The 26,462-nt window shown below is 47.7% G+C and carries 21 protein-coding genes and 1 pseudogene; 12 read left to right on the top strand and 10 right to left on the bottom strand.

What is annotated here, in order from left to right:
- The first annotated feature begins 5 nt into the window (after positions 1 to 5).
- Positions 6 to 245, top strand: a complete 240-nt coding sequence (locus C7I86_RS02750) for a hypothetical protein (RefSeq protein WP_010871736.1) — start codon at positions 6 to 8, stop codon at positions 243 to 245.
- Positions 246 to 248: 3 nt separating this feature from the next.
- Here C7I86_RS02750 and C7I86_RS02755 read toward each other — a convergent pair whose 3' ends face one another.
- Positions 249 to 860 carry a Uma2 family endonuclease gene (locus tag C7I86_RS02755; protein ID WP_010871737.1) on the bottom strand — a complete coding sequence of 204 codons (612 nt, stop codon included), beginning with the start codon at positions 858 to 860 and terminating at the stop codon, positions 249 to 251.
- A gap of 64 nt (positions 861 to 924) precedes the next feature.
- Positions 925 to 1,341 carry a transcriptional repressor gene (locus C7I86_RS02760; protein ID WP_010871738.1) on the bottom strand — a complete coding sequence of 139 codons (417 nt, stop codon included), beginning with the start codon at positions 1,339 to 1,341 and terminating at the stop codon, positions 925 to 927.
- 106 nt (positions 1,342 to 1,447) lie between these two features.
- On the opposite strand from C7I86_RS02760, the gene C7I86_RS02765 reads away from it, so the two are divergent.
- The 10 genes from C7I86_RS02765 (at position 1,448) to C7I86_RS02810 (ending at position 16,255) form a co-directional block, all read left to right on the top strand.
- Complete coding sequence (locus C7I86_RS02765) at positions 1,448 to 2,464, top strand: metal ABC transporter solute-binding protein, Zn/Mn family (protein WP_010871739.1); 1,017 nt, start codon at positions 1,448 to 1,450, stop codon at positions 2,462 to 2,464.
- Positions 2,442 to 3,311 (top strand): metal ABC transporter ATP-binding protein, encoded by an 870-nt coding sequence (locus C7I86_RS02770; RefSeq protein ID WP_010871740.1) that lies wholly within the window; start codon positions 2,442 to 2,444, stop codon positions 3,309 to 3,311. The genes C7I86_RS02765 and C7I86_RS02770 overlap by 23 nt, the downstream gene beginning before the upstream one ends.
- Positions 3,265 to 4,110, top strand: a complete 846-nt coding sequence (locus C7I86_RS02775; RefSeq protein WP_010871741.1) for a metal ABC transporter permease — start codon at positions 3,265 to 3,267, stop codon at positions 4,108 to 4,110. Before C7I86_RS02770 ends, C7I86_RS02775 begins: the two co-directional genes overlap by 47 nt.
- A 515-nt stretch (positions 4,111 to 4,625) precedes the next feature.
- The gene (locus tag C7I86_RS02780; RefSeq protein WP_010871742.1) at positions 4,626 to 4,913 is read left to right on the top strand and encodes a hypothetical protein; all 288 of its coding nucleotides are present in this window, start codon (positions 4,626 to 4,628) and stop codon (positions 4,911 to 4,913) included.
- Positions 4,914 to 4,995: 82 nt separating this feature from the next.
- The gene (locus C7I86_RS02785) at positions 4,996 to 10,893 is read left to right on the top strand and encodes a cadherin domain-containing protein (protein WP_010871743.1); all 5,898 of its coding nucleotides are present in this window, start codon (positions 4,996 to 4,998) and stop codon (positions 10,891 to 10,893) included.
- Between the two features lie 131 nt (positions 10,894 to 11,024).
- Entirely contained in the window at positions 11,025 to 12,011 is a 987-nt protein-coding gene (locus C7I86_RS02790; RefSeq protein WP_010871744.1) for a PhoH family protein, read from the top strand.
- A gap of 210 nt (positions 12,012 to 12,221) precedes the next feature.
- Positions 12,222 to 13,418 carry a tetratricopeptide repeat protein gene (locus C7I86_RS02795; protein ID WP_010871745.1) on the top strand — a complete coding sequence of 399 codons (1,197 nt, stop codon included), beginning with the start codon at positions 12,222 to 12,224 and terminating at the stop codon, positions 13,416 to 13,418.
- An 82-nt stretch (positions 13,419 to 13,500) separates the two neighbouring features.
- Entirely contained in the window at positions 13,501 to 14,079 is a 579-nt protein-coding gene (locus C7I86_RS02800; RefSeq protein WP_010871746.1) for a phycobiliprotein lyase, read from the top strand.
- A gap of 186 nt (positions 14,080 to 14,265) precedes the next feature.
- Positions 14,266 to 15,015 carry a phycobilisome rod-core linker polypeptide gene (locus C7I86_RS02805; protein ID WP_010871747.1) on the top strand — a complete coding sequence of 250 codons (750 nt, stop codon included), beginning with the start codon at positions 14,266 to 14,268 and terminating at the stop codon, positions 15,013 to 15,015.
- Positions 15,016 to 15,358: 343 nt separating this feature from the next.
- On the top strand, positions 15,359 to 16,255 hold the full coding sequence (locus C7I86_RS02810; RefSeq protein ID WP_010871748.1) for a hypothetical protein: 897 nt from the start codon (positions 15,359 to 15,361) through the stop codon (positions 16,253 to 16,255).
- Here the strand turns inward: C7I86_RS02810 and C7I86_RS02815 are convergent.
- The gene (locus C7I86_RS02815; protein ID WP_010871749.1) at positions 16,252 to 16,698 is read right to left on the bottom strand and encodes a hypothetical protein; all 447 of its coding nucleotides are present in this window, start codon (positions 16,696 to 16,698) and stop codon (positions 16,252 to 16,254) included. The genes C7I86_RS02810 and C7I86_RS02815 overlap by 4 nt on opposite strands.
- A gap of 131 nt (positions 16,699 to 16,829) precedes the next feature.
- Between C7I86_RS02815 and C7I86_RS02820 the strand changes: the two genes are divergently transcribed.
- Positions 16,830 to 17,681: an alpha/beta fold hydrolase gene (locus tag C7I86_RS02820; protein WP_010871750.1), complete on the top strand. Its 852-nt coding sequence runs from the start codon at positions 16,830 to 16,832 to the stop codon at positions 17,679 to 17,681.
- Here C7I86_RS02820 and C7I86_RS02825 read toward each other — a convergent pair.
- The 7 genes and pseudogenes from C7I86_RS02825 to C7I86_RS02855 all read right to left on the bottom strand — a co-directional run bounded on the left by C7I86_RS02825 (position 17,678) and on the right by C7I86_RS02855 (position 26,362).
- On the bottom strand, positions 17,678 to 18,601 hold the full coding sequence (locus tag C7I86_RS02825) for a DnaJ C-terminal domain-containing protein (protein WP_010871751.1): 924 nt from the start codon (positions 18,599 to 18,601) through the stop codon (positions 17,678 to 17,680). The two genes, C7I86_RS02820 and C7I86_RS02825, sit on opposite strands and share 4 nt — an antisense overlap.
- Before the next feature lie 108 nt (positions 18,602 to 18,709).
- On the bottom strand, positions 18,710 to 21,025 hold the full coding sequence (dnaK, locus tag C7I86_RS02830; RefSeq protein WP_010871752.1) for a molecular chaperone DnaK: 2,316 nt from the start codon (positions 21,023 to 21,025) through the stop codon (positions 18,710 to 18,712).
- Between the two features lie 185 nt (positions 21,026 to 21,210).
- Entirely contained in the window at positions 21,211 to 22,494 is a 1,284-nt protein-coding gene (glyA, locus tag C7I86_RS02835) for a serine hydroxymethyltransferase (protein ID WP_010871753.1), read from the bottom strand.
- A gap of 236 nt (positions 22,495 to 22,730) precedes the next feature.
- A pseudogene (locus C7I86_RS02845) lies at positions 22,731 to 23,063 on the bottom strand (IS1 family transposase); the annotation flags it as partial.
- 245 nt (positions 23,064 to 23,308) lie between these two features.
- Positions 23,309 to 23,803, bottom strand: a complete 495-nt coding sequence (locus C7I86_RS19460; RefSeq protein WP_010871754.1) for an IS630 family transposase — start codon at positions 23,801 to 23,803, stop codon at positions 23,309 to 23,311.
- Positions 23,797 to 24,156 carry an IS630 transposase-related protein gene (locus tag C7I86_RS19465; protein WP_010871315.1) on the bottom strand — a complete coding sequence of 120 codons (360 nt, stop codon included), beginning with the start codon at positions 24,154 to 24,156 and terminating at the stop codon, positions 23,797 to 23,799. Before C7I86_RS19465 ends, C7I86_RS19460 begins: the two co-directional genes overlap by 7 nt.
- Before the next feature lie 76 nt (positions 24,157 to 24,232).
- Positions 24,233 to 26,362, bottom strand: a complete 2,130-nt coding sequence (locus tag C7I86_RS02855; RefSeq protein WP_010871755.1) for a ComEC/Rec2 family competence protein — start codon at positions 26,360 to 26,362, stop codon at positions 24,233 to 24,235.
- Positions 26,363 to 26,462: the final 100 nt, after the last annotated feature.

A 26,462-nucleotide genomic window follows, 5' to 3' on the forward strand; every position in this document is an offset into this window, starting at 1 on the left:
CGGCTATGTTTAAACAATTAGGAGTTCTGGCCACATTTATTGCCTTTGCGTTGGCCCTGGCGGTGTCGAGTAATATCCCCAGTGAAGTCACCAGTCTGCCCCAACAATCCCTCACCATTGCCCAACAATCCAAACAACAAGCCCGGCTCCGTTTGCAACGCTCTCTACAGCAATTACTCCTACGGCCCCATCGTTTTTCCGGCTCCAGCAATGGGGTAGTCAATCCCAAGGCAGAATATTTTTAGTTCCTACCAAATGCGGGTCAAATCAAGCACAAAACCGGGCATTACTTCATTGCAATCTATTTCCTTTGGCAACGTTAAAACTTCTGTCGCCTGGGAAGAACGATAAATCTCAACCTGTTGGTTTTGGGGATTGATCAATAACCCCAATCGTACCCCCAGCCGTCGATACTCTTGCATTTTTTCCTGTAATGGTTTCAGGTTATCCGTTGCGGAGCGGAGTTCAATAACAAAATCTGGTACCACAGGGATAAAGCCAACTATTTCGATCCCTTCAAGCTTCGATTGCTCAATCCACGACACATCCGGCGACAATTTACCGCCCCCCAATGAAGTGAAGTCATAGCCACAGGAAGAATCAAAGGCTTGACCCAAGTTTGTTCGGCGATTCCAAAGACCAACATCGATCGCCAGATCAAGATTTTTCCGGCTGGTTTCTCCCCCCGCTGGTGCCATAACAATTAATTCGCCATCTTTGGTTAACTCAAGCCGTAGGTCTGGGTTATCAAGGCAAAGCTGATCAAAATGCTCCGGCGAGACTTTTAAAGTGACATGGCTCACATTCAACAATAATGACCCTTGATTGATTGAGCTAATTGGCGGGGTTAGGGTTGCCATAACTTCTCCTCGGTTCGCTGAACATTGGGATAGTTAACTATTCTTATTTTGGTTAACTTCAATTCTAATCACTTCCTTTGGCACAAAGTTGACAAAGCCCGAAGAATTCTAGGGTGTGATAGTAAATCCGAAAAGAATAATTAGCCTGCAAATTTTCCTCTAGGGACTGCACAGGGCAACCCTGAATGGGTACCGATTCCCCACACTGCAAACAGGTCAAACAATGTTGGTCCTGCTCTAGGGTTTGGTAAAGCAATTCCCCTGTCATGGTGGCCTGATGTTGGATAAATCCGGCTAACTTGAGGGCATCTAAAGCTCGGTACACCGTGGCCAAGCCAATTTTTTTTGTTTCCCGCAGTTTGGCGAAGAGGGCTTGGGCCGACAGGGGCTCCGTTTCCCTTTGCAAAGCTTGGAGCACCAGTCTTTGGTTGACTGTGAGGGACTCTAGGCGAACGGCAAGGGAAGGAGTGGGAAGACTCATGACAAGGTGGAGGAATTATGCAATGATAATGATTATCGTTTATTGTCCTAATGCCAAAGGGATAAATTTCCCATCAGCTTGATCTTCACTGTATTGCACATCGGTAATGTTCATTTTCCCCGCTGTTCCCCGCTTTGTCCAACCCCTTGGTGTTGCTTTTGTTCTGGGTTTGAGCACCCTAGGCTGTCAGCCCGCTGTTGAACAGGTTGGGCAAAATGGTCAAGTTGAGGATGCTCCGGTGGCAGATGCCATGGATATTACGGTGAGTATTCCACCTCAACAATACTTTTTGGAAAAAATTGGTGGTGACTTAGTTCGAGTCAGCGTACTGGTACCGGGTAATAATGATCCCCACACCTATGAGCCCAAACCCCAACAGTTGGCGGCCCTAAGTGAAGCAGAAGCCTATGTTTTGATCGGTCTTGGTTTTGAGCAACCTTGGTTGGAGAAGTTAAAGGCGGCCAATGCCAACATGAAATTAATTGATTCGGCCCAAGGCATAACCCCCCTGGAAATGGAGAAGCATGACCATAGTCACGGGGAGGAAGAAGGGCACGATGACCATAGCCACGATGGCCACGACCATGGGTCAGAGTCAGAAAAGGAAAAAGCTAAGGGAGCATTGATGGTGGCGGATCCCCACATTTGGTTGTCCCCTACCTTGGTGAAACGACAGGCCACCACGATCGCCAAGGAGTTGGCGGAATTGGACCCGGATAATCGCGACCAGTATGAGGCTAATTTAGCTGCATTTTTAGCGGAACTAGAGCGGTTAAATCAAGAATTAGGACAAATATTGCAACCTTTACCCCAAAGGAAATTTATTGTTTTCCATCCTTCTTGGGCTTACTTTGCTCGGGATTACAACTTGGTACAAATTCCCATCGAAGTGGAAGGGCAAGAACCCAGCGCCCAGGAATTGAAACAGTTAATTGATACGGCCAAGGAAAATAATCTAACCATGGTGTTTGGGGAAACCCAGTTCAGTACCAAAAGTTCCGAGGCGATCGCCGCTGAAATCGGAGCGGGGGTGGAGTTACTCGATCCTTTAGCCGCTGATTGGTCTAGCAATCTCAAAGCCGTTGCCCAAAAAATCGCCAATGCTAACAGTGCCCAGCCCTAATGCCAACGTCCCCATGGTTGATTCCCTACTCTCCCAACCAGTAATTGCCGTTGAAAATTTATTCGCTGGTTATGGCGCGACGCCAGTGCTAGAAAATATTAATCTGCGGGTGGAGGAAAGGGATTTTCTGGGCTTAATTGGCCCTAACGGCGGGGGAAAAACCACTCTGCTCAAAGTACTGTTGGGATTAATTCAACCCCAGCAAGGTACGGTACAAATTCTCGGGCGGTCAGTGGAACAGGGGCGGCGTTACGTGGGCTATGTACCCCAATGGTTAGAGTTTGACCGGGCGTTTCCAGTGCGGGTGTTGGACGTGGTCAGGATGGGCCGTTTGGGGCGGGGTAAATTATTTCGCCGTTATCACCAGCAGGATGAAGCCATTGTACGCCGTTGTTTAGAGCAGGTGGGCATGGGAGATTTAGGCGATCGCCCCTTGGGGACCCTGTCTGGAGGACAACGGCAACGGGTTTACATTGCCAGGGCCCTAGCTTCCCAACCGCAGATTTTATTGCTGGACGAACCCACCGCCAATGTAGACAGCAAAGTGCAAAGAAGTATTTACGAGTTATTGGGGGAACTGAATCAAACCATGACCATTGTGATGATTTCCCACGACCTGGGGGCCATTTCCCGCTATGTCAAAACCGTTGGTTGCCTCAACCGTAGTTTGCACTATCACCAGGAGAAATTTATTACGCCCCAGATGATTGAAGCCACCTATCAATGTCCGGTGGATTTAATTGCCCATGGTGTGCCCCATCGGGTTTTCCCTAGCCATGATCCGGCTTTACCCGGGTTAGATGCAACCAATGGCCAGGGGCATACAGCGGAGTGTCACCATGATTGAGGCGATGGTTCAGGCGTTGCAATACGAATTTATGCAAAACGCCATCGTAGCTAGTTTGCTGGTCAGCTTAGCCTGTGGATTAATTGGCTCTTTTATTGTCATCAACCGCATGGTTTTCATCAGCGGTGGGGTAGCCCACGCGGCCTATGGAGGCATTGGTTTGGGCTACTATTTTGCCTTTAATCCCCTCTGGGGAGCGTTTGTTTTTTCCCTAGTGATGGCTTTGGCCATGGGTTGGGTAGCAAGGAAATATCAACAGCGCAGCGACACGTTAATTGGGGTGATGTGGGCCCTGGGCATGGCGATCGGCATCATGTTGATCGATTTAACCAAAGGTTATAAGGCCGATGTGGCTAGTTATCTTTTCGGCAGTATTTTGACGGTGCCCCGGCAGGAACTCTGGCTCATGGCAGGGCTAGACATGTTGATTATCATTCTTTTATTCTTACTTTATAAAGAGTTTTTGGCCATTTCTTTTGATCCGGTCTATGCCACTACCCGTAATTTGCCAGTGGATATTCTTTATCTAACTCTAGTGGCGGCCATTGCTTTAACGGTGGTGATGGTGATGCAATTAGTGGGATTAATTATGGTCATTGCCCTGTTGAGTATTCCAGCGGCGATCGCCGGTCAATATGTGCGGGATGTGCCCCAAATGATGGCTGTGGCCAGTGGATTGGGGATGGTCTTTTGCGGTGTTGGATTAGCTCTTTCCTACAGCTTTAACCTTTCCTCTGGAGCAACCATTATTTTGGTGGCCAGCATTGCCTATCTAATCAGTTTGGCGTTTAGACGCTGAGAACGTGTTTGGAAAGTTTTATTCCGCCCCCTAAATTGACCCACTAAAGCTCCGGCTTAAAAAGGGGGACTTTGGTAACCGTTCCCTCCTTCGGAAGGGGGGCTAGGGGGGATTAAACAGCCAAAACCCAGCTTTTGAAACACGCTTTGAAGTAAGCATCCCCGTTTTTCCCATTCCACGTCCTAGGGGTCAGAAAAACGTTCCCCTTTTAATAGGCCTTGATTAATTTTGTTGGTGACCAATTCCCGGTACATGGCCAGTTCTTGGGAGAGCAATTCATAGCGGGGCTTGCCATGGAGGGTCCAGGTCTTGATGTTGGATTATCCCCCTTCCGGCTTAGCTCGGTATTTTGGCTTGGATAAAAAAATTGGGCAATGATGACAAAAAAAGTTTCAAGCTGGGATGGTTGGTAAGTTTCGATGGTGTACAATTTTGTCAACGTCATTTTTATGGCAATAGAGGAGCAATTTAGAGCAATTTTTGTTTATTTGTCGATTTGTTGAGCTTTTATTGCCGTGGCTATTCTCGTTCCTTCCGCTCTCAGCGTTGTTTACGAAAACTTGATTGAGTTCACCAACTCCCCTCGTTTTTGGCGTAAATTAGCAATTATCTTCGGTACTAATTTTGACCGAGTTCAGGCGAAACAACTCCAGCAACAATGGCAAAAAGAAGATTTTAGACAGTTGCCGACCATGCGAATTTTAGACCAGGACATGGCCGGCTTGTTGGGATCCCATGCCCAGAGTACAGATATCATTCCCTATGTATTTCTGATTATTTATATCCATATGCTGACTGAATAGCAGAAAATATTGTTTATGAGAACTCCGGATGTCAGGCCTTCATCTAAGTAATGCATAAATCCTGTTTATTTGAGAATTTTCTATGAGCGTCTACAATCTTGATTTGTCCTTAGTCTATGGGAAACTGTCCGCTTTTGCAGGCTTGGAGAGTTTTTGGCAGAATTTCGAGATTATTTATGGAAATAATTATGATGTTGTCGCCGTAGAAGCTTTGCGAAGTCGTTGGGCTATTGGAGATTTTAGCGATCTTCCTGTCATTGAAGTACTCAGTGCCGAAACCTTGGGCTCTGCTGTGGGAGCCTATGCCCAAAGTATCAATAAAATTTATCTGTCTGACCAATTTGTTGCCACTGCCCCCCCAGACGCTCTGATTGAAGTCATCCTCGAAGAGATTGGACATTTTGTGGATGCTCAAGTTAACGCAGTCGATACCATAGGAGATGAAGGACAATTATTTGCAGATCTAGTGTTGGGAGATGTTGTCTCTGCGTCGGAATTGGCAAGGATAAAAGCCGAAGATGATACACACACCATCATTATCAATGGTCAATCATTACAGGTTGAACAGTCAGTACAGTCTTTAATAGGCGAGTCGGTTACTGTCAATGTGCGTTTCACCGGTAGTGGTTCTGATGGCAGCTTCAATTTTGACCTGTTTACCCAAACATTTACCGTAACGTCAGGACAGGAAATCACAGATCAAGCTATCACTGCTACTTTTAATTCATCAGGATCCCCCCAAACGCTGACCGGCAACGTAGACATAGATGTATCGGAAAATACCATCTATGTGAATTTTTCGGGTACTCAGCAAGGAGGAGCTTTAACTTTCATTTTTACATCTCTAGCAGATGAATCAATAGGTTCTGTTGAATCTGTGATTCAGACAAATGTATCTGGTTTCACTACTGGCGTTAACCAACCTCTCACCCCTTCTGTATCAAACAATAATGTTACTGTTGGTTTTTTCCCCTTTGGTTCTCAGCCTGGCGTTAATCTCTCTCAGACCTCTACACTTACCTATGGAACTCCCCCCACGGATAACACTCCGCCCAATGCCCCGTCTACGCCAGATTTGAGTGCAAGCAGTGATAGTGGGCTTTCTAGTACAGACAACATCACCAATGACACCACACCAACGTTTAACGGTACGGCTGAAGCCAACAGCACGGTAACCCTATTTAGTGGAGGTAGTACCCAGATAGGAAGCACCACTGCCAATGGCTCAGGAAATTGGACAATTACGGCTTCGACTCCAGCTGATGGCAACTACAGTATTACTGCCAAAGCTACCGATGCTGCGGGCAATGTTAGTACGGCTTCTTCAGCCTTAGGCATTACTATTGATAACACTACTCCAAACCTCGCTAGTGCTATTGAGATTAGTGACACCGCTCTAAAAATCGGTGATACAGCGACCGTTACCTTTACTTTTTCCGAAGCAGTAATTGGGTTTACAAATGCAGATATTATTGTCGTCGACGGTTCTTTGTCATCTCCAACGTCATCCGACGGAGGAATAACCTGGACAGCCACTCTTACCCCAAATGCTAATGCTGAATCTAATTCCAATGTTATTACCCTAGACAATACAGGGATTAGTGACCTAGCTGGGAATAACGGAACCGGCACAACAACATCAGTTAGCTATGCTGTAGATACTATTCCCCCTACACTCACCTCTATTGATGATGGGGATGATGATAACATTGTTCCTATCGACACTCCGCTGACCTATACCCTGACCTTCAGTGAAGATATAGACTCCACAACTGTCACTGCTGATGATTTTGACAATGCGGGAACAGCGACAATTTCTATTGGAACCATTACAGAAACCAGCTCGGGGGTATTTTCTGTAGTTGTCACTCCTAACACTTCAGGCACTATCATTCTGCAGATTCCTAATGGGGCAGTGCTTAGCGATATGGCAGGCAATAATCTAGCAGTCCCTGTGCAAGATGATGATGAACTTCAAGTCAACCAAGGACCCAGCGCTGTTATAGTTCCTAATGCCAGTCTGGCAGAAAATACCGATACTACGAACCCACTCAAAGTAGCGGATATTGCTATTACCGATGATGGTTTAGGGAGTAATGATATCAGCCTGTCAGGTATTGATGCAGCCTTTTTTGAAGTCATTGGGCAGAGTCTCTTTCTCAAGGCTGGTACAGTATTGAACTTTGAGAGTAAAGCCAGCTATACCGTCACAGTGAATGTGGATGATGACACGGTAGGTAGTACCCCTGACTTGACTGCGGATTTCAAGTTAACTATCAATAACCTAGATGAAGTAGCGCCAACCATCACATCGGGAGATACAGCAAAGGCGATCGCCGAAAATAGTGGTGCGAATCAAATAATTTACCAAGTAAAAGCAACGGATGATGGTGACATAAGTGCAGGAATAACCTTTGGCTTGAAACCGGGGGATGATGCTGACTCGTTTATCATCAATGCCACCACTGGAGAAGTTAAGTTAATTGGCAATCCTGACTTTGAAACCCAATCCAGTTATAAATTCACCGTTACTGCTGACGATGGAGTTAACCCGGCCACCGAACAATTGGTTAATTTAGCCATCATTGACCTAGACGAAATAGCTCCTACTATCACATCGGGAGATACGGCGAAGGCGATCGCCGAAAATAGTGGTGCGAATCAAGTAATTTATCAAGTCACTGCCACAGATGATGCTGACGTAAGTGCAGGAATAACATTTGGTTTAAAGCCAGGGAATGATGCTGACCTGTTTATCATCAACTCCACCACCGGACAAGTAATCCTAACTGAAAACCCAGATTTTGAAACACAATCCAGTTATAAATTCACGGTTACTGCTAGCGATGGGGTTAATCCTGCCACCGAAAAAATAGTTACCCTAGCCATCATTGACTTAGACGAAATAGCTCCTACTATCACATCGGGAGATACGGCAAAGGCGATCACCGAAAATAGTGGTGCCAATCAAGTAATTTACGAAGTTATTGCCACAGATGATGCTGACGTAAGTGCCGGAATAACATTTGGTTTAAAGCCAGGGAATGATGCTGGTTCATTTACCATCAATCCCATCACCGGGAAAGTAACCCTCATTGATGACCCGGACTTTGAAACACAATCAAGTTATAAATTCACCGTTACTGCCAGCGATGGTGTTAACCTGGCCACGGAGCAATTAGTCAACTTAACCATCATTGACTTAGATGAAATAGCTCCAACCATCACATCGGGGGATACAGCAAAGGCGATCGCCGAAAATAGTGGTGCCAATCAAGTAATTTACGAAGTTATTGCCACAGATGATGCTGACGTAAGTGCCGGAATAACATTTGGTTTAAAGCCAGGGAATGATGCTGGTTCATTTACCATCAATCCCATCACCGGGAAAGTAACCCTCATTGATGACCCGGACTTTGAAACACAATCAAGTTATAAATTCACCGTTACTGCCAGCGATGGTGTTAACCTGGCCACGGAGCAATTAGTCAACTTAACCATCATTGACTTAGATGAAATAGCTCCAACCATCACATCGGGGGATACAGCAAAGGCGATCACCGAAAATAGTGGTGCGAATCAGATAATTTACCAGGCAACAGCGGATGATAATGCGGATATAAGTGCCGGGGTAACCTTTGGCTTGAAACCAGGGGATGATGCTGACTCGTTTATCATCAATGCCATCACTGGACAAGTTACCTTACTTGATAACCCAGACTTTGAAACCCAATCAAGTTATAAATTCACTGTCACTGCCAGCGATGGTGTGAATCCTGTCACTGAGCAAGTTGTCAATTTAACCATCATTGACTTAGATGAAATAGCCCCAACTATTACATCGGGAAATACAGCAAAGGCGATCGCCGAAAACAGTGGTGCGAATCAAGTAATTTACCAAGTCACTGCCACAGATGATGCTGACATAAGTGCCGAAGTAACCTTTGGGTTGAAATTGGGTGATGATGCCACATCTTTCAGCATTGACTCCACAACAGGCAAAGTAACTTTAATCAACAATCCTGACTTTGAAAGCCAATCCAGTTATAAATTCACCGTTACTGCTAGCGATGGTGTGAATCCCGCCACCGAAAAAATAGTTACCCTAGCCATCAATAATCTAGACGAAATAGGCCCGACCATTACATCAGGCGATACAGCAACGCCTATTGATGAAAACAGTGGTGCCAATCAACTAATTTACCAAGTTATTGCCACAGATGATGCTGACGTAAGTGCCGGAATAACATTTGGTTTAAAGCCAGGGAATGATGCTGGCTCATTTACTATCAATCCCATCACCGGGGAAGTAACCCTCATTGATGACCCGGACTTTGAAACCCAATCAAGTTATAAATTCACCGTTACTGCCAGCGATGGTGTTAACCCTGCTACGGAAAAAATAGTTACCCTGACTATTAATGATCTGGACGAACTCGGTCCCAATATTACATCTGATAATATCGCAACAGCAATTAATGAAAACAGTGGTGCGAATCAGATAATTTACCAAGTAACAGCAGACGATGGTGATGATATCAGTGCCGGAGTGACCTTTGGCTTAAAGCCGGGAGACAATGCCAACCAGTTCAGTATTGATCCAACAACTGGACAAGTTACCTTACTTGATAACCCAGACTTTGAAACCCAATCAAGTTATAAATTCACGGTCACTGCCAGCGATGGCGTTAACCCTGCCACGGAGCAATTAGTCAACTTAACCATCATTGATCTTGATGAAATAGCTCCAACCATTACTAGTGGAGATACGGCAAAAGCGATTGCCGAAAATAGTGGTGCGAATCAAGTAATTTACCAAGTAACAGCAACGGATGATGCTGACACAAGTGCAGGAGTAACCTTCGGCTTAAAACCAGGAGAAGATGCTAACTCATTTACCATCAATGCCGCCACTGGAGAAGTTGAGTTAATTGGCAATCCAGACTTTGAAACCCAATCAAGTTATAAATTCACTGTCACTGCCAGCGATGGTGTGAATCCTGTCACGGAGCAAGTTGTTAATTTAACCATCATCGACCTAGACGAAATAGCCCCAACTATTACATCGGGAAATACAGCAAAGGCGATCGCCGAAAATAGTGGTGCCAATCAAGTAATTTATCAAGTCACTGCCACAGATGATGCTGACATAAGTGCGGGAGTAACCTTTGGCTTGAAACCAGGGGATGATGCCACATCTTTCAGCATTGACTCCACAACAGGCAAAGTAACTTTAATCAACAATCCTGACTTTGAAAGCCAATCCAGTTATAGATTCACCGTTACTGCTGACGATGGCGTTAATCCAGTTACTGAACAACAAATCGCATTAGAAATCTTAGATGACAATGTTGCTGTTATTGAAAATGGCTTTTTCTTCGCTCAATTTTTAGATAATACTCGCCAAGCTCTTTTGTTTCAGAATCAACCATTCTCTACTGATCAATCTGTAAACTGGAAAATCTTAGACACAGAAACTGTTGATGGCTCCAATCAAGTGCTTTGGTACAATCAAGTTACTGAAGAAGTTGGTGTATGGCTGACTGATAATAATTGGAACTGGATTTCTTCTGACACATGGCAAGTGAAATCATCAAGAACTTTTAATACCGAATTATTATTTGGGACGGACATTAACGGAGATTCTCTCATTGGCGATCAATACACTGTTTTAGAAAATCAAGGTGCGGTTGGTCTCCTGGAAGGAATTTTTGGCGCTTACTATGTTCAGCCCGGGGATGACCCAGTTACTCCTCTTAAATTTTTAGGGCAACCATTCGAGAATCAGTTTGGTAGTTGGCAAGCCCTAGCCGCAGAAAGGGTTGAAAACATCAACCGAGTTTTATGGCAAAATTTTGACACCGGAGAAATTGGAATTTGGCGAACAGACAATAATTGGAATTGGCTTTCTTCCAATGTTTTTACCCCCAATTCCACTGAAATAGCCACCGTTGAAAGCCTTTTTGGCATTAGCCTTTAGACTACTATTCGTTGGACGGTAATGGCAATGGTCTATTTTTTGGATAAAACGCCGAGTCAGTGGGGAAGGATGGCAAGGTCCGTCACCTAGGCCATATACTCGACTCAAACCCTTCCTGAGTTGTCCCCTTTATGTCCCAAACCACCGCTACCCTGCCATTGCCCAGCCCGGAAAGTGCGATCGCCTTAGCAGGAAGCGGAGAAGATAACTTAACCTATTTGGCCCACCACACCGGCGCAAAGTTGATTCTGCGGGGGCAAGAACTGATGGTGGTCGGTACCGAAAAAGCCGTGGCCCGGGTTATGGCCGTGCTCCAATCCCTTGCTCCCTACTGGCAGAGTGCTAAAGCCATTTCCCGTCCAGACTTGATGACCGCTTTCCATGCCCTAGATACGGGCAAACAAGAAGAACACCAAGCTTTACAAAAAACGGTGTTGGCCAAAACCCGCCGGGGGGAAATTGTCCGGGCGAAAACGTTCCGGCAACGGCAATATATCAAGGCAATCCAAAAGCACGATGTGACGTTTTGCATTGGCCCAGCGGGCACAGGGAAAACTTTTTTGGCGGCGGTGCTTGCGGTCCAAGCGCTGCTAAACAATGAATGCGATCGCCTGATTTTGACTAGGCCGGCGGTGGAAGCGGGGGAAAAATTAGGTTTTCTGCCGGGGGATTTGCAACAAAAAGTTGATCCGTTTTTGCGACCCCTCTACGATGCTTTGTATGAATTTATTGAACCGGAAAAAATTCCTGACTTGATGGAGCGGGGCAAAATTGAGGTAGCTCCCCTGGCCTATATGCGGGGCAGAACATTGACCAATGCCTTTGTGATTGTGGACGAGGCTCAAAATACCACCCCAGCCCAACTGAAAATGGTTTTAACTCGCCTGGGTTTTGGCTCGAAAATGATTGTGACCGGCGACATAACCCAAACCGATTTACCCAATTACCAAAAATCAGGTTTGCAAGTGGCCCAAACCATTCTTAAGGATGTGGAAGGGGTTGCATTCTGTTACCTCAATCAGGCGGATGTGGTGCGCCATCCCTTGGTGCAAAGGATTGTGGAAGCCTACGAACGTTCCGAAAATACCAGTCCCCCGGCCCCGAAGCCTTCCTCGTAAAGGCTTGATCCCCAAGGGGTTTTCCGAGTTAGGGCAAGGCTCTCCCTAGGGGCATTTTCCCAGAAGTAAAACTTTGATGTACACTAATGCGGGCGTGAATCCGTGGCCATTGCCAGGACGATCGCCGATGTGGTGTGGGGTGAAATCTAGGGCGAATGAACCGCCTCTAGGCTTTTTTTGTCTAAAGCAAGATTAAACAAAGTTAAGCAAATGCCAAGCCGTCCCTTGGGGCGGAGTTTCACCACTAGTTTTTCGATGAATTTACGCTACCTCTGGTCAGGAAAACAGATATTGATAGGAGGCGGTCTAATTCCTCTATTATTCGGTGCCGCTGTCTCGGCCCAGTCTCCTAGCCAAACTAATCCCAGTAATCTTCCTGACGTTACCCCCCTCCTGGCTCAACGGTCAGCGACCGACGATAGAAGGCAGTTCAATGAGCTACTGCGCCAAGGCAAGGCCTATGTGGATAACGGTAATTTTCCCCAGGCGATCGCCATTTACCAACAGGCGGCCATGTTGGACGGGGAAAACGCAGAACTGTTTGGCAGCATGGGTTATCTCTACGCCCGCCAGGGACAATTTGCCGAGGCTAGCCGGAGTTTTCAGCAGGCTCTGCGGGTAAATCCCAACAATCCCGACTATTACGATGGTTTGGGCTTTAGTTACGCCCGCCAAGGATTGTTAAACGAAGCTGCCAGCGCCTATGCCACCGCCATTAGTTTAGGCCCCAGTTCCCGTGAGTCAGTTAAATACCGCCTTGCCCTGGGGATTATCATGCTCCAGCAGGGAGACTACAACCGGGTGCGTCAACTGTATAACGAAATTCATAGTTTGCAATCGGACAATGAAGAAGCGGCGGTGATGATGGGGGCAGCCCTGCTCCAGAGCAGTGAGTATGAACAGTTAATCACGTTCAACAATCAGGCCCTTAGATTATTTCCTAACCGTTCTGAACTAACCTTGCAACTGGGTAAAGCTTATCTGGCCCAGGGTGATCTGGTGGCAGCCCGCAGAGCGTTAGAACCTAGGCTCAATCCAGATTGGCGTAGTTTTTCCCTCTACCTTACCTGGGCAGAACTACTGGAACGGGAGGGAAATTTTGCCGGAGCCCTGGATGCCTATAAACAAGCTCTCCGCAATGAACCCACGGCGATCGCCGCTAAAATTGGCACTGGTCGGATGTATTTGGAATTGGACAATCCTGCCGAAGCTGTTTGGGTTTTCCGTGATTTAACCCGCCTCCAACCCAGTAACGCTGATTTTTATTACCTGCTGGGGGAAGCCTACGCTGTGGACGAAAAAATTGACTTGGCCAAAAAATCCTTTGGGGAAGCGAAAAAACTTTACCAGGCCCAGGGCAACACCGCTGGCAGTGACCGGACCCAAGAAAAGCTGGATAATCTCTAGTGGAAGTTAGCCAGACCAATGCTTGCTGACCAACTTTCAACAATCTATTTTTACCCTTTTCAGTTTTCAGGAGTTAATCACCGTGGATGCAATGGAATTCTTTCGCAATAGTTCCGGCAACTGGCGATCGCAACGTACCACCCATCACCTGGCCTTCCGTCGGGCAGAAACCGGCACCTCGGAAATTTTTGTTGAAGCTCTGGGTGCTGATGATCAAAAAATTGTCGAGATTTGTGAAATGCACGACTGCGACCCAGCCAAAGCCGTGGGGGGAGCCTTTGTCCGCTGGGAAAGCGCCATGGCCTGGGATAAAGAGGATGAAAATCATGAAGGAACAACTGTATTTGCCCTCATTCCCGATGAAGACAATCCCCAACAGGGACTACTACTGCGGGAGAGGGGCTATGCGGAAATTGTCCCCATTGCCGGTCGCTATCACATCGACGAAGAGGAAGCCCTGGTGCTAGTGACGGAGTATGAGACCATGACCACCATTGAACGGTTCTGGTTTGCCAACCCGGATATGCGCCTTAGAACCAGTACTGTGCAAAGGTTTGGGGGATTCAATACCGCCACCTACTGTACGGAAATGCGGGTCAAAGAGGAAAACACCGTGTCTGCGTCCCCTGCCCCTGCCTACGAACAATTTTGTGGCTGGTAGCCCCGTTTGGTTCCAGTATGGGGAGCTCGATCGCCCTGCCAAGCCATCTGAGGAATTGGCTAACCCTGAATGGAAGGGCGATAATTGTAATAAATTGTAATATTTGCCAACGATTAGGACCCTTCCCCCTTATTATTTAAACTAACTAATTATCAAGCTCTTCTTTAAGATCACGGAGGTTTACACTTGGCTCTTCCCCTATTGAACTACGCCCCCAAAAGTCAAAATGTGAGGGTAGAAGGTTATGAAATTGGCTCTGAAGAGAAGCCTGTTGTTTTCACCACGGAAAACATCCTCTCCAGCAGCGATATGGATAACCTAATCGAGGCGGCCTATCGTCAAATCTTTTTCCATGCGTTTAAGTGGGACCGAGAAAAAGTCCTTGAGTCCCAACTGCGTAACGGCCAAATTACTGTACGAGATTTTGTGCGGGGCTTGTTGCTTTCCAACACCTTCCGCAATAGCTTCTACGAAAAGAATAGTAACTACCGCTTCGTTGAGCACTGTGTACAGAAGATTTTAGGGCGGGACGTTTACAGCGAACGGGAAAAAATTGCTTGGTCCATTGTGGTCGCGACCAAGGGCTATCAAGGATTAATTGACGATTTGCTCAACAGCGACGAGTACCTCAATAACTTTGGCTATGACACGGTGCCCTACCAACGTCGTCGCAACCTTCCCGGTCGGGAAGCGGGTGAATTGCCCTTTAACATCAAATCTCCCCGGTACGATGCCTACCACCGTCGCCAATTGGGCTTCCCCCAAATCGTTTGGCAGAACGAAGTGCGTCGCTTTATTCCCCAGGAGAAAAAGCTCACCGCTGGCAATCCGATGAACTTCTTGGGCATGGCCCGCAGTATCAACCCTGCCGCCAACACCATTCCCAAGGTTTCCGCCCAAAATATCAACATCGAAGCTTCTGTGCCCCGTCGCTAGGCACTAAGGTCAGAGGGTTGAAGGATTAGTGCATTCCTAGCGTGGATAGTTACTGATTTTTCCGTCCTGAAAATTAAACTGAAAAATCAAATAATTGTTTCGCTGGGACTGTTTGCTAGTCCCTTTTTTTTGGCTATTTTTGGGGCGAGGATCTGAGTATAAATACTTGATTGAACTATGACGGGAGAGCAATTTAGCGGAAATTGTGAAGTCTTCTAACAATTATGGAACCTCTGCCCATAATCCCAGACTAAAAACCTATACTTGCCCCCAATACCAACTCCTCACCGAACCTAGGGCTTGATGTTGGTTGAGGTAGTAATTTCCCCAGAGTGGAGTCCCCATGATTGCCCCTATTTGCCGTGCTCTGCGTTCCCGTCTTCCCCTCGCCGCTATGCTGATGATTGCCGCCACTGCTACCCCCGCCTTAGCGAATTCCCCCCTCGCCGCCAATTTAACTCCGAATCAACCCCAACCTTTACTGTTGGATGGCGTTCAACTCTTTGCTCCGGTGGGGATTCCCGATGATGATTTTTTGCTTAATGTGACTGATACCCGGGAGGTGGATCCCTTAGACAGTCCTTATCCAGTGCCATGGAGTTGGATTGTACGTACCCAGCAGGATTACGCCGAACAACAACAATCAGGGTTGCGCTACTACCGCAGTCCGGCTTTGGTGTCTCCCTCTGGACAGTATGCAGCTTACAGTCGCATTGAAGTGCGGGCGGAACCCAATTCCTACGAGTCCAAAGTGTTGGGGGTAATGTTCATTGAAAATTTAGCTACGGGCAAGCTGCAGGTAGTGCGGGCAAACTCCCCCATTGCCAGCTATTTGCAAAGGGTAGGGGAAGATAGCCCAGAAATGGCCGGGGTAATTTCGATTCTTTTGCCAGCTTCTTGGTCCGAGGACGGCGATCGCCTGTTGGCCCGGCAAATGGAAGGGGCATTTAATTCTTCTGACATTAGTGATTATGGCGTTGTTTGGCAAAAAGGTTCCATCCGTACCCTTAGTGCCATGCCCCAGAACACCACGGAATCCAGCGCAACTCTCTTGGGTTGGCATGAGAACAATCCCAGTCAGGTACTTTTTCAAGTAAGCCATTTTGACCAAGAAGAGGATGAAAATTCTTTGGTCAGCGTCGCTTTAGATGGGGAAGTTCAACCAGCGAAAGCTCCTACAGTCATTGCCTACGGGAAACGGATCAGCCGCAGTTGGAGCGGTGTACAATCCATGCGCTAGGAAAGAGCACCGGGGTGGTGGTCTGGAGGCTGGAAAAGCTCAAAGGCTTGGCGGGTGAATTGGCGTAGTTTTTCCCCAATGTCCTGGGCGGGGAGATATTTACCCACCACCTGCCAGTTGTCCACCGTAGAAAGTCTCCAGGCTTGCCCTTGGTGATTGATACCGACGGTTTCGATGCCAATAATTTTTGGGGATTTTTCCGTGGGATCAGGATGGAAGCGAATTTGCACCAGAATACTGCGGCTCTGGTAACGGGGACTCCAACCCGGTAAATGGAAACCAATGTCAATGGAGTGGGGGTCCACCTGGGCTTGGGTCTGGCGATCGCCTTGCCAAGGAGCAAGGTCAGCCCTAGCGTCGGGAAATTGAGCCTTAAAGAGGTTCACCACGGCGGCGATTTTGGTAGTAGTAGCGAGTCCAATGGCTTGTTCTGCCGCATTCATTGGCAATGTCTCCTGCTGGAAGGGTAACCGTTGGCCAGGACAGGATTATGGTTAGCCTGGCGGTGGGGGATGGGCACAGGAAATGGGACAATTAATGGCCCAGAATTGATTCCATAGGATAGCAAACCTCCGTGAAAATTTCCGAACAGACCCTTGAGGTGGGACAGTTCCACTGGTTTTACCGCCAGATTCAGCCGCCCCAGCCCACTAACAATCCCCCTGTTATGCTGCTCCATGGTTTACCGAGTCAGAGTTTATGTTGGACTGGGGTAATGCCTCTGTTAGCGGAAAAGGGGTTAACGGCGATCGCCCCGGATTGGTTGGGGTTTGGCTTTTCGGACATCTTGGATAAACGGGATTTTGCTTATACTACGGCGGCCTATGAACAGGCTTTGGGGGAATTTTTTCAGTCTTTAGAATTGGCAAAAATATTCTTAGTAGTGCAAGGATTTTTAGCCACAGCGGGCATCGAATACGCCCTCAATCACCCAGACCAGATTGAACGTTTAGCTATCCTAAATACCCCCGTTGTGCCGCCGGTGTCGTTACCTTGGCCCATGCGCCAATGGACCATTCCTTTGGTGGGGGATATGGTCACCCAAGATCCGCTAATTATCGACCGCACCTTGGAAGGGGGCAGTGGTTTTGTCATCAGTGACGAAAAACTCGACATTTACCGTAAACCGTGGCTAAAAACTTCCGCCGCCGGTCGGGCTTTAATGGCTGTCACTAAGAATTTGCCCACCACTAATGCTCTGACAAAAATTGGCGATCGCCTACGCACAGAATGGCAAAAACCCACCTGCTTTATCTGGGGAACGGCGGATAAATGGTTATCGGTGGAACCCATTGAACAGTTAGTCCAGGGAGTTAATCATCTAGAATTAATCAAATTATCGGAAGCAAAACACTATCCCCAAGAACATTTTCCCCAGGAAGTCGGGACAGCCCTACAGACCTTTTTCCGTAAACAAATTGCTTAAAAATCAAAGAACTTTTGCCGGGGGTTAAAGGTTTCCTTTTCCCGAATTCTACGGTAAAGCTCCAATTCCTCTGGGCTGGGTTCCGGGGGAATTTCCACCCGAATTTCCACTAACTGGTCTCCCCGATCGCCTTGGTTGTTGGGAAAGCCCTTTTTGGCCAAACGTAGTTTTTGACCATTTTTTAAACCCGCTGGCACAGTCATTTTCACCAGGCCGTCAATGGTCATCACCTCAATAGCGCCCCCCAAAATGGCTTCACTGGGAGTTACGGGCACCTGGCAAGCAATGTCCGTCCCCTGGAGAGTAAATAACGGGTGGGGAGAAAGGTTGATTTTTAGATATAGATCGCCCCCATTAATGCCCTGTTGCTTGAGGCGAATCCGTTGCCCATCCCCCATGCCCCCAGGCATTTCCACCTCCAAAGAACGGCCATCTTCCAAACGAATTCTTTCCTTGCCTCCCCGGTAGGCTTTTTCCAACGGCAGGGTCAAATTGGCTTCCACATCCCTGGGCACAGGGCGGGCGGGGGACACCACTTTCGTGCGTCTAGTTTCACTAAAATCTTGCCATGACTGCGCCGGCTGACGGGTTCCAGTGCGCCCAGTGGGGGTACGAACTTGGCCATTGACACTTGTTCCGTTAGGCGATCGCCCACCGTTACTATTGGGGCTAAAACGACTGGTGGGGGGACGGCGGAATCGGCCAAATAAACGACTATCTAATTCCCGGCGCTTGGTTTCATCGGAAAGGACATCGTAGGCTTCGTTAATATCTTTAAATTTCTCTTCCGCTGTTTTATCGTTGGGGTTAACATCAGGATGATACTGACGAGCTAGCTTCCGAAAAGACTTTTTAATCTCTTCAGCAGTGGCATTGCGGGGAACTCCCAAAATTTGATAATAATTCCGCACTTGTTCCATAGGGTTGCCAGAAAATACTCGCTCAATCCACTCAAACTAACTCAGGTCGAGGTTACAGGGGTAAATCATCAACGGTTTTTACCGTCTTTGGTCAACGAACTTTTGACATTAGAACCAATCATCATCGTCATCATCCCAACCGTTTTGTAATGGGGCATTGCGACCGGGCTGGGCAGGCCGTTCCCCATAGCGGCCATTGCCTCCCCGACCAGAACGACTGGGGGCATTTTCCCGATAATCGTAATCCTTCTGGCGATCGCCTCTAGAGTAATCATCCTGGGGGCTAGAACGGCGATCGTCGTAGGTACCCCCTAAACTCTCTCCTTGGTAAGGTCGTTGTCTGGTGACCCTGGACTGGTCCCAATCAGCATAGGCGGTGGAACGGTAATCTTTGCTCAAGGAAGGGCCCCGGCCAGCGCCAGCCCTGGGCATGGGTGCCTCTCGACGGGAAGGGGCGTTGTAGTTGTAATCGTCATAGCGACCGTAGTCATTACCTCCCCGATAATCATCCCTGGGAGCAGGGCGACGGTTGTAGTAATCATCATCGTCATCGAAATCGCCAGTGAAGGTTTTCTTAATCGCTTCGAAAAAGCCTTCTTCCTTGTCGTCATACTGCAGACGCACTTCCCGATTTAACTCGTACAACACATCCTGCAAATCTGCCTGGGCCCGGTCTAACCGACGCTCATCATCTTTTTCCAGACTGTCTAAAATTTCACTGCACAACGCATCCACTTGACGACGGTAGGACACGGTGAACGCACTGCCGAAATCCAGGGTAACTTCCTTGAGCCGCCGCTGAGCCTGATCCGTTAATGCCTTAGCACTGTTGCGTTTTTCAATGCGTTCCCGCCGTTCCCGGTCCTGGGCGGCAAAGGTTTCTGCTTCTTGGATCATGCGATTGACTTCCCCTTCACTGAGGATGGAAGCCCCTTGGACTGTAATGCTTTGCTCCCGGCCGGTGGTTTTGTCCCTCGCTGTCACCTGCAAAATACCGTTAGCGTCAATGTCGAAGGAAACCTGCACCTGGGGCACTCCCCTGGGAGCCGGCGGAATACCGCTCAGTTTAAAACGACCGAGGGAAATATTATCGCTGGCCATTTCCCGTTCCCCTTGGAGCACGTGGACTTCCACTACGGTTTGATTATTTTCCCCGGTGGAAAAAATGTCCGATTTACGCACTGGAATGGTGGTGTTGCGGGGCAGTAATTTTTTCATCACGCCGCCAATGGTTTCCAACCCAAAGGAAAGGGGGGTTACATCCAGCAGCAAGATATCTTTCACTTCCCCGTCCAAAATGCCCGCCTGGATTGCCGCTCCGATCGCCACTACTTCATCGGGGTTGACGTTTTCGTTGGGTTCCCGGTCAATGAAACTACGGACAAGGCCTTTGACCATGGGCATACGGGTGCCACCTCCCACTAGCACCACTTCATCGATTTGTACCGGACTCAAGCCCGCATCTTTCAGCACCCGTTTAACGGGTCTTTGCAGACGAGTAACTAAATCTCCACATAAATCTTCAAATTCCGAACGGCTCAACTGGGTTTCCAAATGTTTGGGACCGTCTTCCGTAGCGGTGATGAAGGGTAAATTAATTTCCGTAGTACCGACCCCAGAAAGTTCAATTTTGGCCTTTTCCGCCGCTTCGGTTAACCTTTGTAGGGCCTGGCGATCCTGCCGTAAATCCACTTTCTCCGCTTCTAAAAACTTTTCCGCTAGCCAATCCACAATGCGGCGATCAAAATCGTTACCCCCCAACTGGGTATCACCGCTGGTGGCCTTAACTTCAAAAATGCCGTCCCCCACTTCCAACACAGAAACATCAAAGGTGCCGCCCCCTAGGTCAAACACCAGGATTTTTTGTATCCGCCCCTGGTCTAAGCCGTAAGCTAAAGATGCCGCTGTGGGTTCGTTGATAATCCGTAGCACTTCCAGCCCGGCAATTTTCCCCGCATCTCTAGTGGCTTGCCGTTGGGAATCGTTAAAGTAGGCAGGCACAGTAATCACAGCTCCGGTGACCTTTTCCCCCAGGTAGCGGCTGGCTTCTTCGGCCAACTTCCGCAAAATCATGGCGGAAATTTCTTCCGGGGCAAAGTCTTTTTTCAGCCGGGGACAACGCACTTTAATGTTATCCCGGTCATCCCGCCGGATGGTGTAGGCTACTCGTTTAGATTCTGGAGTTAAATCAGTGTAACGCCTCCCCATAAAACGTTTGACGCCATAGAAAGTATTTTGGGGATTGAGCACCGCTTGCCGCCGGCCCATCTGACCCACCACCAATTCCCCTTCTTTGTTGAACCCCACCACGGAGGGGGTAGTACGCATGCCTTCCGCATTGGCGATGACAATGGGTTTGCCGCCTTCCATGACGGCCACAACTGAATTGGTAGTTCCAAGGTCAATTCCGACGACTTTTCCCATGTTGTTTTCTTTGCTCCCAAAATTTGCAGAGCGGTTAATACTCGTTAACACTAGGCACTTGCCCAACCATTATAGGAGTTTGGGGCGGGACCCTGGGCAAACTTCAACCTAGACCATAAAACCCCAACCAATGGGCCAGGGTTTTACAGACAAATTAGCAGATTGGGGAACGATGTTAATTCAAATCAGGCGATCACCGCTACGGGAATGCGGAGATGATCATAGAGGGGGAAACCAGCACAAAGTTCACTGACCCGGCGCAGACAATCCGCTTTTACGCCTTCATCTTCCGGGGACAACAGGCGATCGGCAATGATGTTGGCAATGGTGCGGAATTCGTCTTCCTGCATACCCCTGGTGGTCATGGCAGGGGAGCCCAGGCGCAAACCACTGGTGACAAAGGGAGATTCGGGGTCAAAGGGCACCGTGTTTTTGTTGGCGGTGATGTTGATTTCTCCCAACAGTTGATCGCCCACTTTGCCGGTCATGGCGATTGAGCGCAGGTCTACCAACATTAAATGGTTATCGGTGCCGCCGGATACCAGGTCAAAGCCCCGTTTTTGTAACTGGTCGGCCATGGCTTGGGCGTTGGCGATTACCTGGCCAGAATAAACCTTAAATTCTGGTTTCAGCGCTTCCCCAAAGGCCACTGCTTTAGCGGTAATGACGTGCTCCAAAGGGCCGCCCTGGGTGCCAGGAAAGACGGATTTGTCGAATTTTTTGCCTAATTCCTCATTATTGGTCATGATCAAACCACCCCGGGGACCCCGCAGGGTTTTATGGGTGGTGGTGGTGACGACATCGCAATAGGGCAAGGGACTGGGATGGTGTCCTGAAGCCACTAAACCGGCAATGTGGGCAATGTCTGCCATTAGGTATGCTCCCACTTCGTCGGCGATCGCCCGGAATTTATCAAACTCGATTTGTCGGGGATAGGCAGAGTAGCCACAAATCAACAGTTTGGGTTTAACTTCCAGAGCCTGTTGGCGGATTTTGTCGTAATCTAACCGACCCGTTTCCTTTTCCACACCGTAGTGGGCCACTTCGAACCATTTACCAGAAACGTTGACAGGGGAACCGTGGGTTAAATGGCCGCCGTGGGAAAGGTCCATGCCCATAATGGTGTCGCCGGGCTGGAGCAGGGTTAAAAATACGGCAAAATTGGCCTGGGCCCCGGAGTGGGGTTGGACGTTGGCGTGGGCAGCCCCAAATAACTCTTTGACTCGACTGATGGCTAGCGTTTCCGCTTGGTCCACAAATTCACAGCCGCCGTAATAGCGTTTACCCGGCAGACCTTCGGCATACTTATTGGTTAAGACGGAACCCTGGGCCGCCATTACTGCTGCTGAAGTGAAATTTTCGCTGGCAATCAATTCAATGTGGGTGCGTTGCCGTTGTAATTCCCGGTCAATGATGGCCGCAAGGGCGGGGTCGCTGGTGGCTAAAAAGTCGAGGTTGGTTTGATTCACGTCTTATCTTCCTGTAAACAGTGCTGGGGGCGGAAAGCACCGCGCTTCTTGAGTATTTACTAAGTTTATCGGAAAACCGGGTCTAAAACCCCGTCTTTCAGAGTGTGATATCTACAAAGCCACCTGTTACGGAGCGTGAAGCCGTTGTGACACTGAGTTGTCAAAAGATATTCGAGATCCGGACACTGAGGTCTACCTGAGTACAGTTTCCGTCTGGGAAGAAATTGTCAAGAGTTTCAAGAAAGTAATGAGAGGCGCCAGTTGTGTAGTGGTTCTATGTTACCACTGACCCTGAATTTGGCAAATATTGCCATGGTGATATCCACCATGTAGGCTGACCTGGAGAAAACTTTCGTGCGGCGATGAAATCTAGCAAACCAATGGCGATTATCTGAGTTGTTTCTCTCAATTCCTACTGTTTCTCTTTTGCTAATCCCATGAAACGCATCGGGATGTTCATCCAGTAGTTGTTGATAGGGCCCCCAGTCATCGGTGTAGTACACGGTCACTTTCCACTTTGCCAGTCTCTCCAGCAAACGACTCAGGGTTTGAATATCACGATCAATCAACTGAATGGTGAAAAGCCCAGTAGTTTTTACTATATCCAAATTTCATACAAAAGCAACCTAAATAGCTCAGAGGTACTATTTCTGTCCCGGCTCTCATCTTTTTTGAATTTTCACTACATAGATAACACTGATAATAGTACCTTTGTTTTATTCTACCTACGATAATAGAAGAGCGATAACTTCGGCAGTGCAAAACTCCGGTTTGAATTACAAAGCATATAGTAGTTTCAAATAAAGCTGAGACGCTAAACGCCACGGTAAGAACGGATAATTTCATCAAGAGACGTGTCAATAGGAGCGTACATTCTAGCTCGTTTCAAGGCACTAAAGTCATGCTCAATATCATTTAAATCAGGAGAATATTTCGGCAAAAAAAGAACTTCATGACCTGCTTCTTTAGCCAATTCTTTAATGGCAGTTTTACGATGAATAGGAGCATTATCCACTATTAATATTGATGGAATGTCGAGGGAGGGTAGCAAATATAATTTTAACCATCCTTCAAAGCCTTCTGCATTCAAACTCCCGGTAAAAACCATCGGCGCAATCAAATCTTTTTTTCCTTTTCTTCTCCCTGCTACTAGATTTTCTCTGACTCCCCTTTTTCCTTGTCTATCTCCATAAACTTTTTTTCCTTTTTTTGACCAGGCATAAATACAAGCCTGGATTGCTTCGAATCCAGATTCATCTATGTAAACTATAGCTTGACTACCATAGAGCTTAATTAGTTCTCTTAACATTCTATAGTACTTAACTCGTTCCTCCCGGTTTCTTTCTCGATAACGTAGTTCTTTTTTTTTCTGTTTATTTTCATTTTCTTTAATGCGTAATATACGGCACTCGGCCTCACTCCAAATTTCTTGGCTCTGTCTATCAATCTTGCATCGGGATTTTCTTCTACGTCTTTTTTTAGAGCTTCCCAGTCTAATTTCCTATGGCGACGCTCTACTTTTGTTGGGCTTAAATCTACTCTATTTAACCATCTGTATATCGAGGCTTTTCCTATTTTATATATCTTGGAAGCCTCAGTTATTTTTCCTCCAGCTTCTATATAAGCTACTACCCTTTGCCTTAAATCTAAACTGTAAGCTATTGTTTAAACCTGTTCATTTTGTACACTCCATAATTTTACATTAAATTCTCTCATCGTTAATTGAAATGACTATAGTTCAAAAATTAACCGAAGAATTAAAGCTCTCGCGTGGATTCCATTGGATAGCTCCCTGTCCCGTGACCCACAATTGACCTCGATATTTTCCTATTGCTTGCTCCAAATTTTTGCTTACATAGGGTGCAATGGCGATCGCCGTGGGAGGTCGTAAACTATCCAACCAACTGTAGGGAAAAAACTGACCAACCCAGATGATAATTTGGGGTCGTTGATCCAGCGGCAACTTCAAAGCAGTTTGATCTTTCTGGGGAACTTGTAGAAAAATCCACCAGCGTTTTTGAGCAAATTCCAGTTGCAAAATCCCTGGGCTGATGGCTACCCAACTCAGATGGGCGCAGGAAGGCGGTAGCGGTTGACCAATTATGGCGGGGGTGATGGTTAGTTTACAGTCAACTTGATTAATGCCCTTTTGAGCTAGGAAGGGAGCTAACAATCTTGGTGCAGATTGATCCTCCGCCCTAGTAATGGTGGTTACTGCGCCTGGACTCTGGGCCACAATGACAGGAAATTCTTTACTATCAAAAATGGTCAATTCCACCCTAGTTTGCAGGCTAAAAATCAGGGGTAAAATAATGGTGCCCAGTAAAAATGTGGAAACCAAACCCCAACGCCGTCGCCACCAGGGAAAGGCCCAGATCAAACAAAAAGCGCCGTACATTATGACCACTTGTCCTAAGCCCACTTCCCCCACTGCCACGGTGGGTAATTGTTGAAATTGGTCGGCGATCGCCATTAACCAACGGGCAGGGAAAGCTAGCAACCAACCAGTGGCACTACCCAGGGGGGGAAAAATGAGCGCACATAGAGCACTGACCATTCCCCCCAAGCTCAACAGGGCTAACAAAGGGGTAATTAGAATATTAAGGGGTAAGGCAGCAGGGATAAAATAGCCAAATTGTTGCAGAAGTATGGGTGTAGTCCAAACACTTGCTGCTAAGGGCACTGCTATCACCCCGGCAATTTTTCCTGGCAAAAAATCCAGCCGTTGCTGTAAGGGAGGCACCATCACCACAATGCCTAAAGTGGCTAAAAAACTGAGTTGAAAGCCCAACGCTTGGCTCCAGACGGGGTTAACCAATAGCATCACTGTGGCAATGAGCAATAACGCCCCCACGGTGTTTAATTTTTGTTCGCTGGCCAGGGCCGCCATTACCCCCACCCAGAGTAAACTAGCCCGGATTACTGAAGGTTCCAGCCCTGTTAAGCCCAGGTAAAATGCCAGGGTAATTAGCCCGACGGCGATCGCCAATTTAGAACTGACACCGGCCTTTTTGCCCAGGAGCAATACAGTCCCCACCAGTAGGGAAACTTGATAACCAGAGGCAGCCAGGAAATGGGAAAGCCCCACCGATTGGAAAAGATTGCGTAATTCCGTGGGCAAATTAACCGCTTTGGCGCCCAAGACAATGGAACTAATTAGCAAGCCAGGCCATTGCCCTTGCCCCTGGACTGGTAACCAGGCTGTCTGGGCGTTGACAATTCTTTGTCGCAGGGGATTGAGACCGCAAAATTTTTCCCCCACTAGAGTCGCCGTTTCTCCTCTTAACCCGGCAAAAATACCCTGACGGGCCAAATATTGAGCAAAATTAAAGGCCCCCGGATTCTGGGGGGTACTGGGACGGTACAGCAAACCTGTAACCCGTATTTGCTGGCATTGTTGCCAGGGTTGTTCTCCCATGGGCAAAGTCAGGTAAACAGTGCCAGAACGGGGCCGAAATTCTTTTTCGGGCGGCCGTTGCAGCTGCTCTACCTTGAGCCAAAATTGTTGTTGCCCTTGGGCGTTTTCTCTCCCTCCAGCCTTCAATGTACCGATCGCCGTGATGGTCTGAAAACTTTTGGCCGGAGGATCTAGAAGGCGGCTAATGTCAGTTAAACCAGGCTGGGGCATGCGCCAAAGGGCGTAATAACTGGCCAGCAACGCAATTATTCCCGCCAGTAACCATTGCCATCTGGTTGGGCCCCGTCGCCAAACTAAGGGTAGAAAAATAATGGCGATCGTCGTAGCAAAAAACCACAGCCCAGCCAGCACAATCAATTGATTAAGATTGAAAAAATCAACATCAAGCCCCGTCCCCAACAATCCCAGAATAAAGCTAAGACAAATTAAGGCCAGGGGATGGAAGCGCATCAGTTTAACTCCATATCAAGTTTCCGAAAATTTCCTTGATTAGGGGAAATAACGGGAGACAAGTTTTTACAGTGGTTAGGGTATTTGCGTGTCACAGTAA

It is taken from the genome of Synechocystis sp. IPPAS B-1465 (assembly GCF_003015225.1).
GTDB lineage: Bacteria > Cyanobacteriota > Cyanobacteriia > Cyanobacteriales > Microcystaceae > Synechocystis.

Excerpts from the sequence above, each read along its gene's own strand:
- C7I86_RS02770 (WP_010871740.1), top strand. The coding sequence starts at position 2,442 with ATGCTAACAGTGCCCAGCCCTAATGCCAACGTCCCCATGGTTGATTCC.
- C7I86_RS02790 (WP_010871744.1), top strand. The coding sequence starts at position 11,025 with ATGTCCCAAACCACCGCTACCCTGCCATTGCCCAGCCCGGAAAGTGCG.
- C7I86_RS02765 (WP_010871739.1), top strand. The coding sequence starts at position 1,448 with ATGTTCATTTTCCCCGCTGTTCCCCGCTTTGTCCAACCCCTTGGTGTT.
- C7I86_RS02815 (WP_010871749.1), bottom strand. The coding sequence starts at position 16,698 with ATGAATGCGGCAGAACAAGCCATTGGACTCGCTACTACTACCAAAATC.
- dnaK (WP_010871752.1), bottom strand. The coding sequence starts at position 21,025 with ATGGGAAAAGTCGTCGGAATTGACCTTGGAACTACCAATTCAGTTGTG.
- C7I86_RS02755 (WP_010871737.1), bottom strand. The coding sequence starts at position 860 with ATGGCAACCCTAACCCCGCCAATTAGCTCAATCAATCAAGGGTCATTA.
- C7I86_RS02775 (WP_010871741.1), top strand. The coding sequence starts at position 3,265 with ATGCAACCAATGGCCAGGGGCATACAGCGGAGTGTCACCATGATTGAG.
- C7I86_RS02795 (WP_010871745.1), top strand. The coding sequence starts at position 12,222 with ATGCCAAGCCGTCCCTTGGGGCGGAGTTTCACCACTAGTTTTTCGATG.
- C7I86_RS02825 (WP_010871751.1), bottom strand. The coding sequence starts at position 18,601 with ATGGAACAAGTGCGGAATTATTATCAAATTTTGGGAGTTCCCCGCAAT.
- C7I86_RS02760 (WP_010871738.1), bottom strand. The coding sequence starts at position 1,341 with ATGAGTCTTCCCACTCCTTCCCTTGCCGTTCGCCTAGAGTCCCTCACA.
- C7I86_RS02810 (WP_010871748.1), top strand. The coding sequence starts at position 15,359 with ATGATTGCCCCTATTTGCCGTGCTCTGCGTTCCCGTCTTCCCCTCGCC.
- C7I86_RS02750 (WP_010871736.1), top strand. The coding sequence starts at position 6 with ATGTTTAAACAATTAGGAGTTCTGGCCACATTTATTGCCTTTGCGTTG.
- C7I86_RS02785 (WP_010871743.1), top strand. The coding sequence starts at position 4,996 with ATGAGCGTCTACAATCTTGATTTGTCCTTAGTCTATGGGAAACTGTCC.
- C7I86_RS19460 (WP_010871754.1), bottom strand. The coding sequence starts at position 23,803 with ATGTTAAGAGAACTAATTAAGCTCTATGGTAGTCAAGCTATAGTTTAC.
- C7I86_RS02855 (WP_010871755.1), bottom strand. The coding sequence starts at position 26,362 with ATGCGCTTCCATCCCCTGGCCTTAATTTGTCTTAGCTTTATTCTGGGA.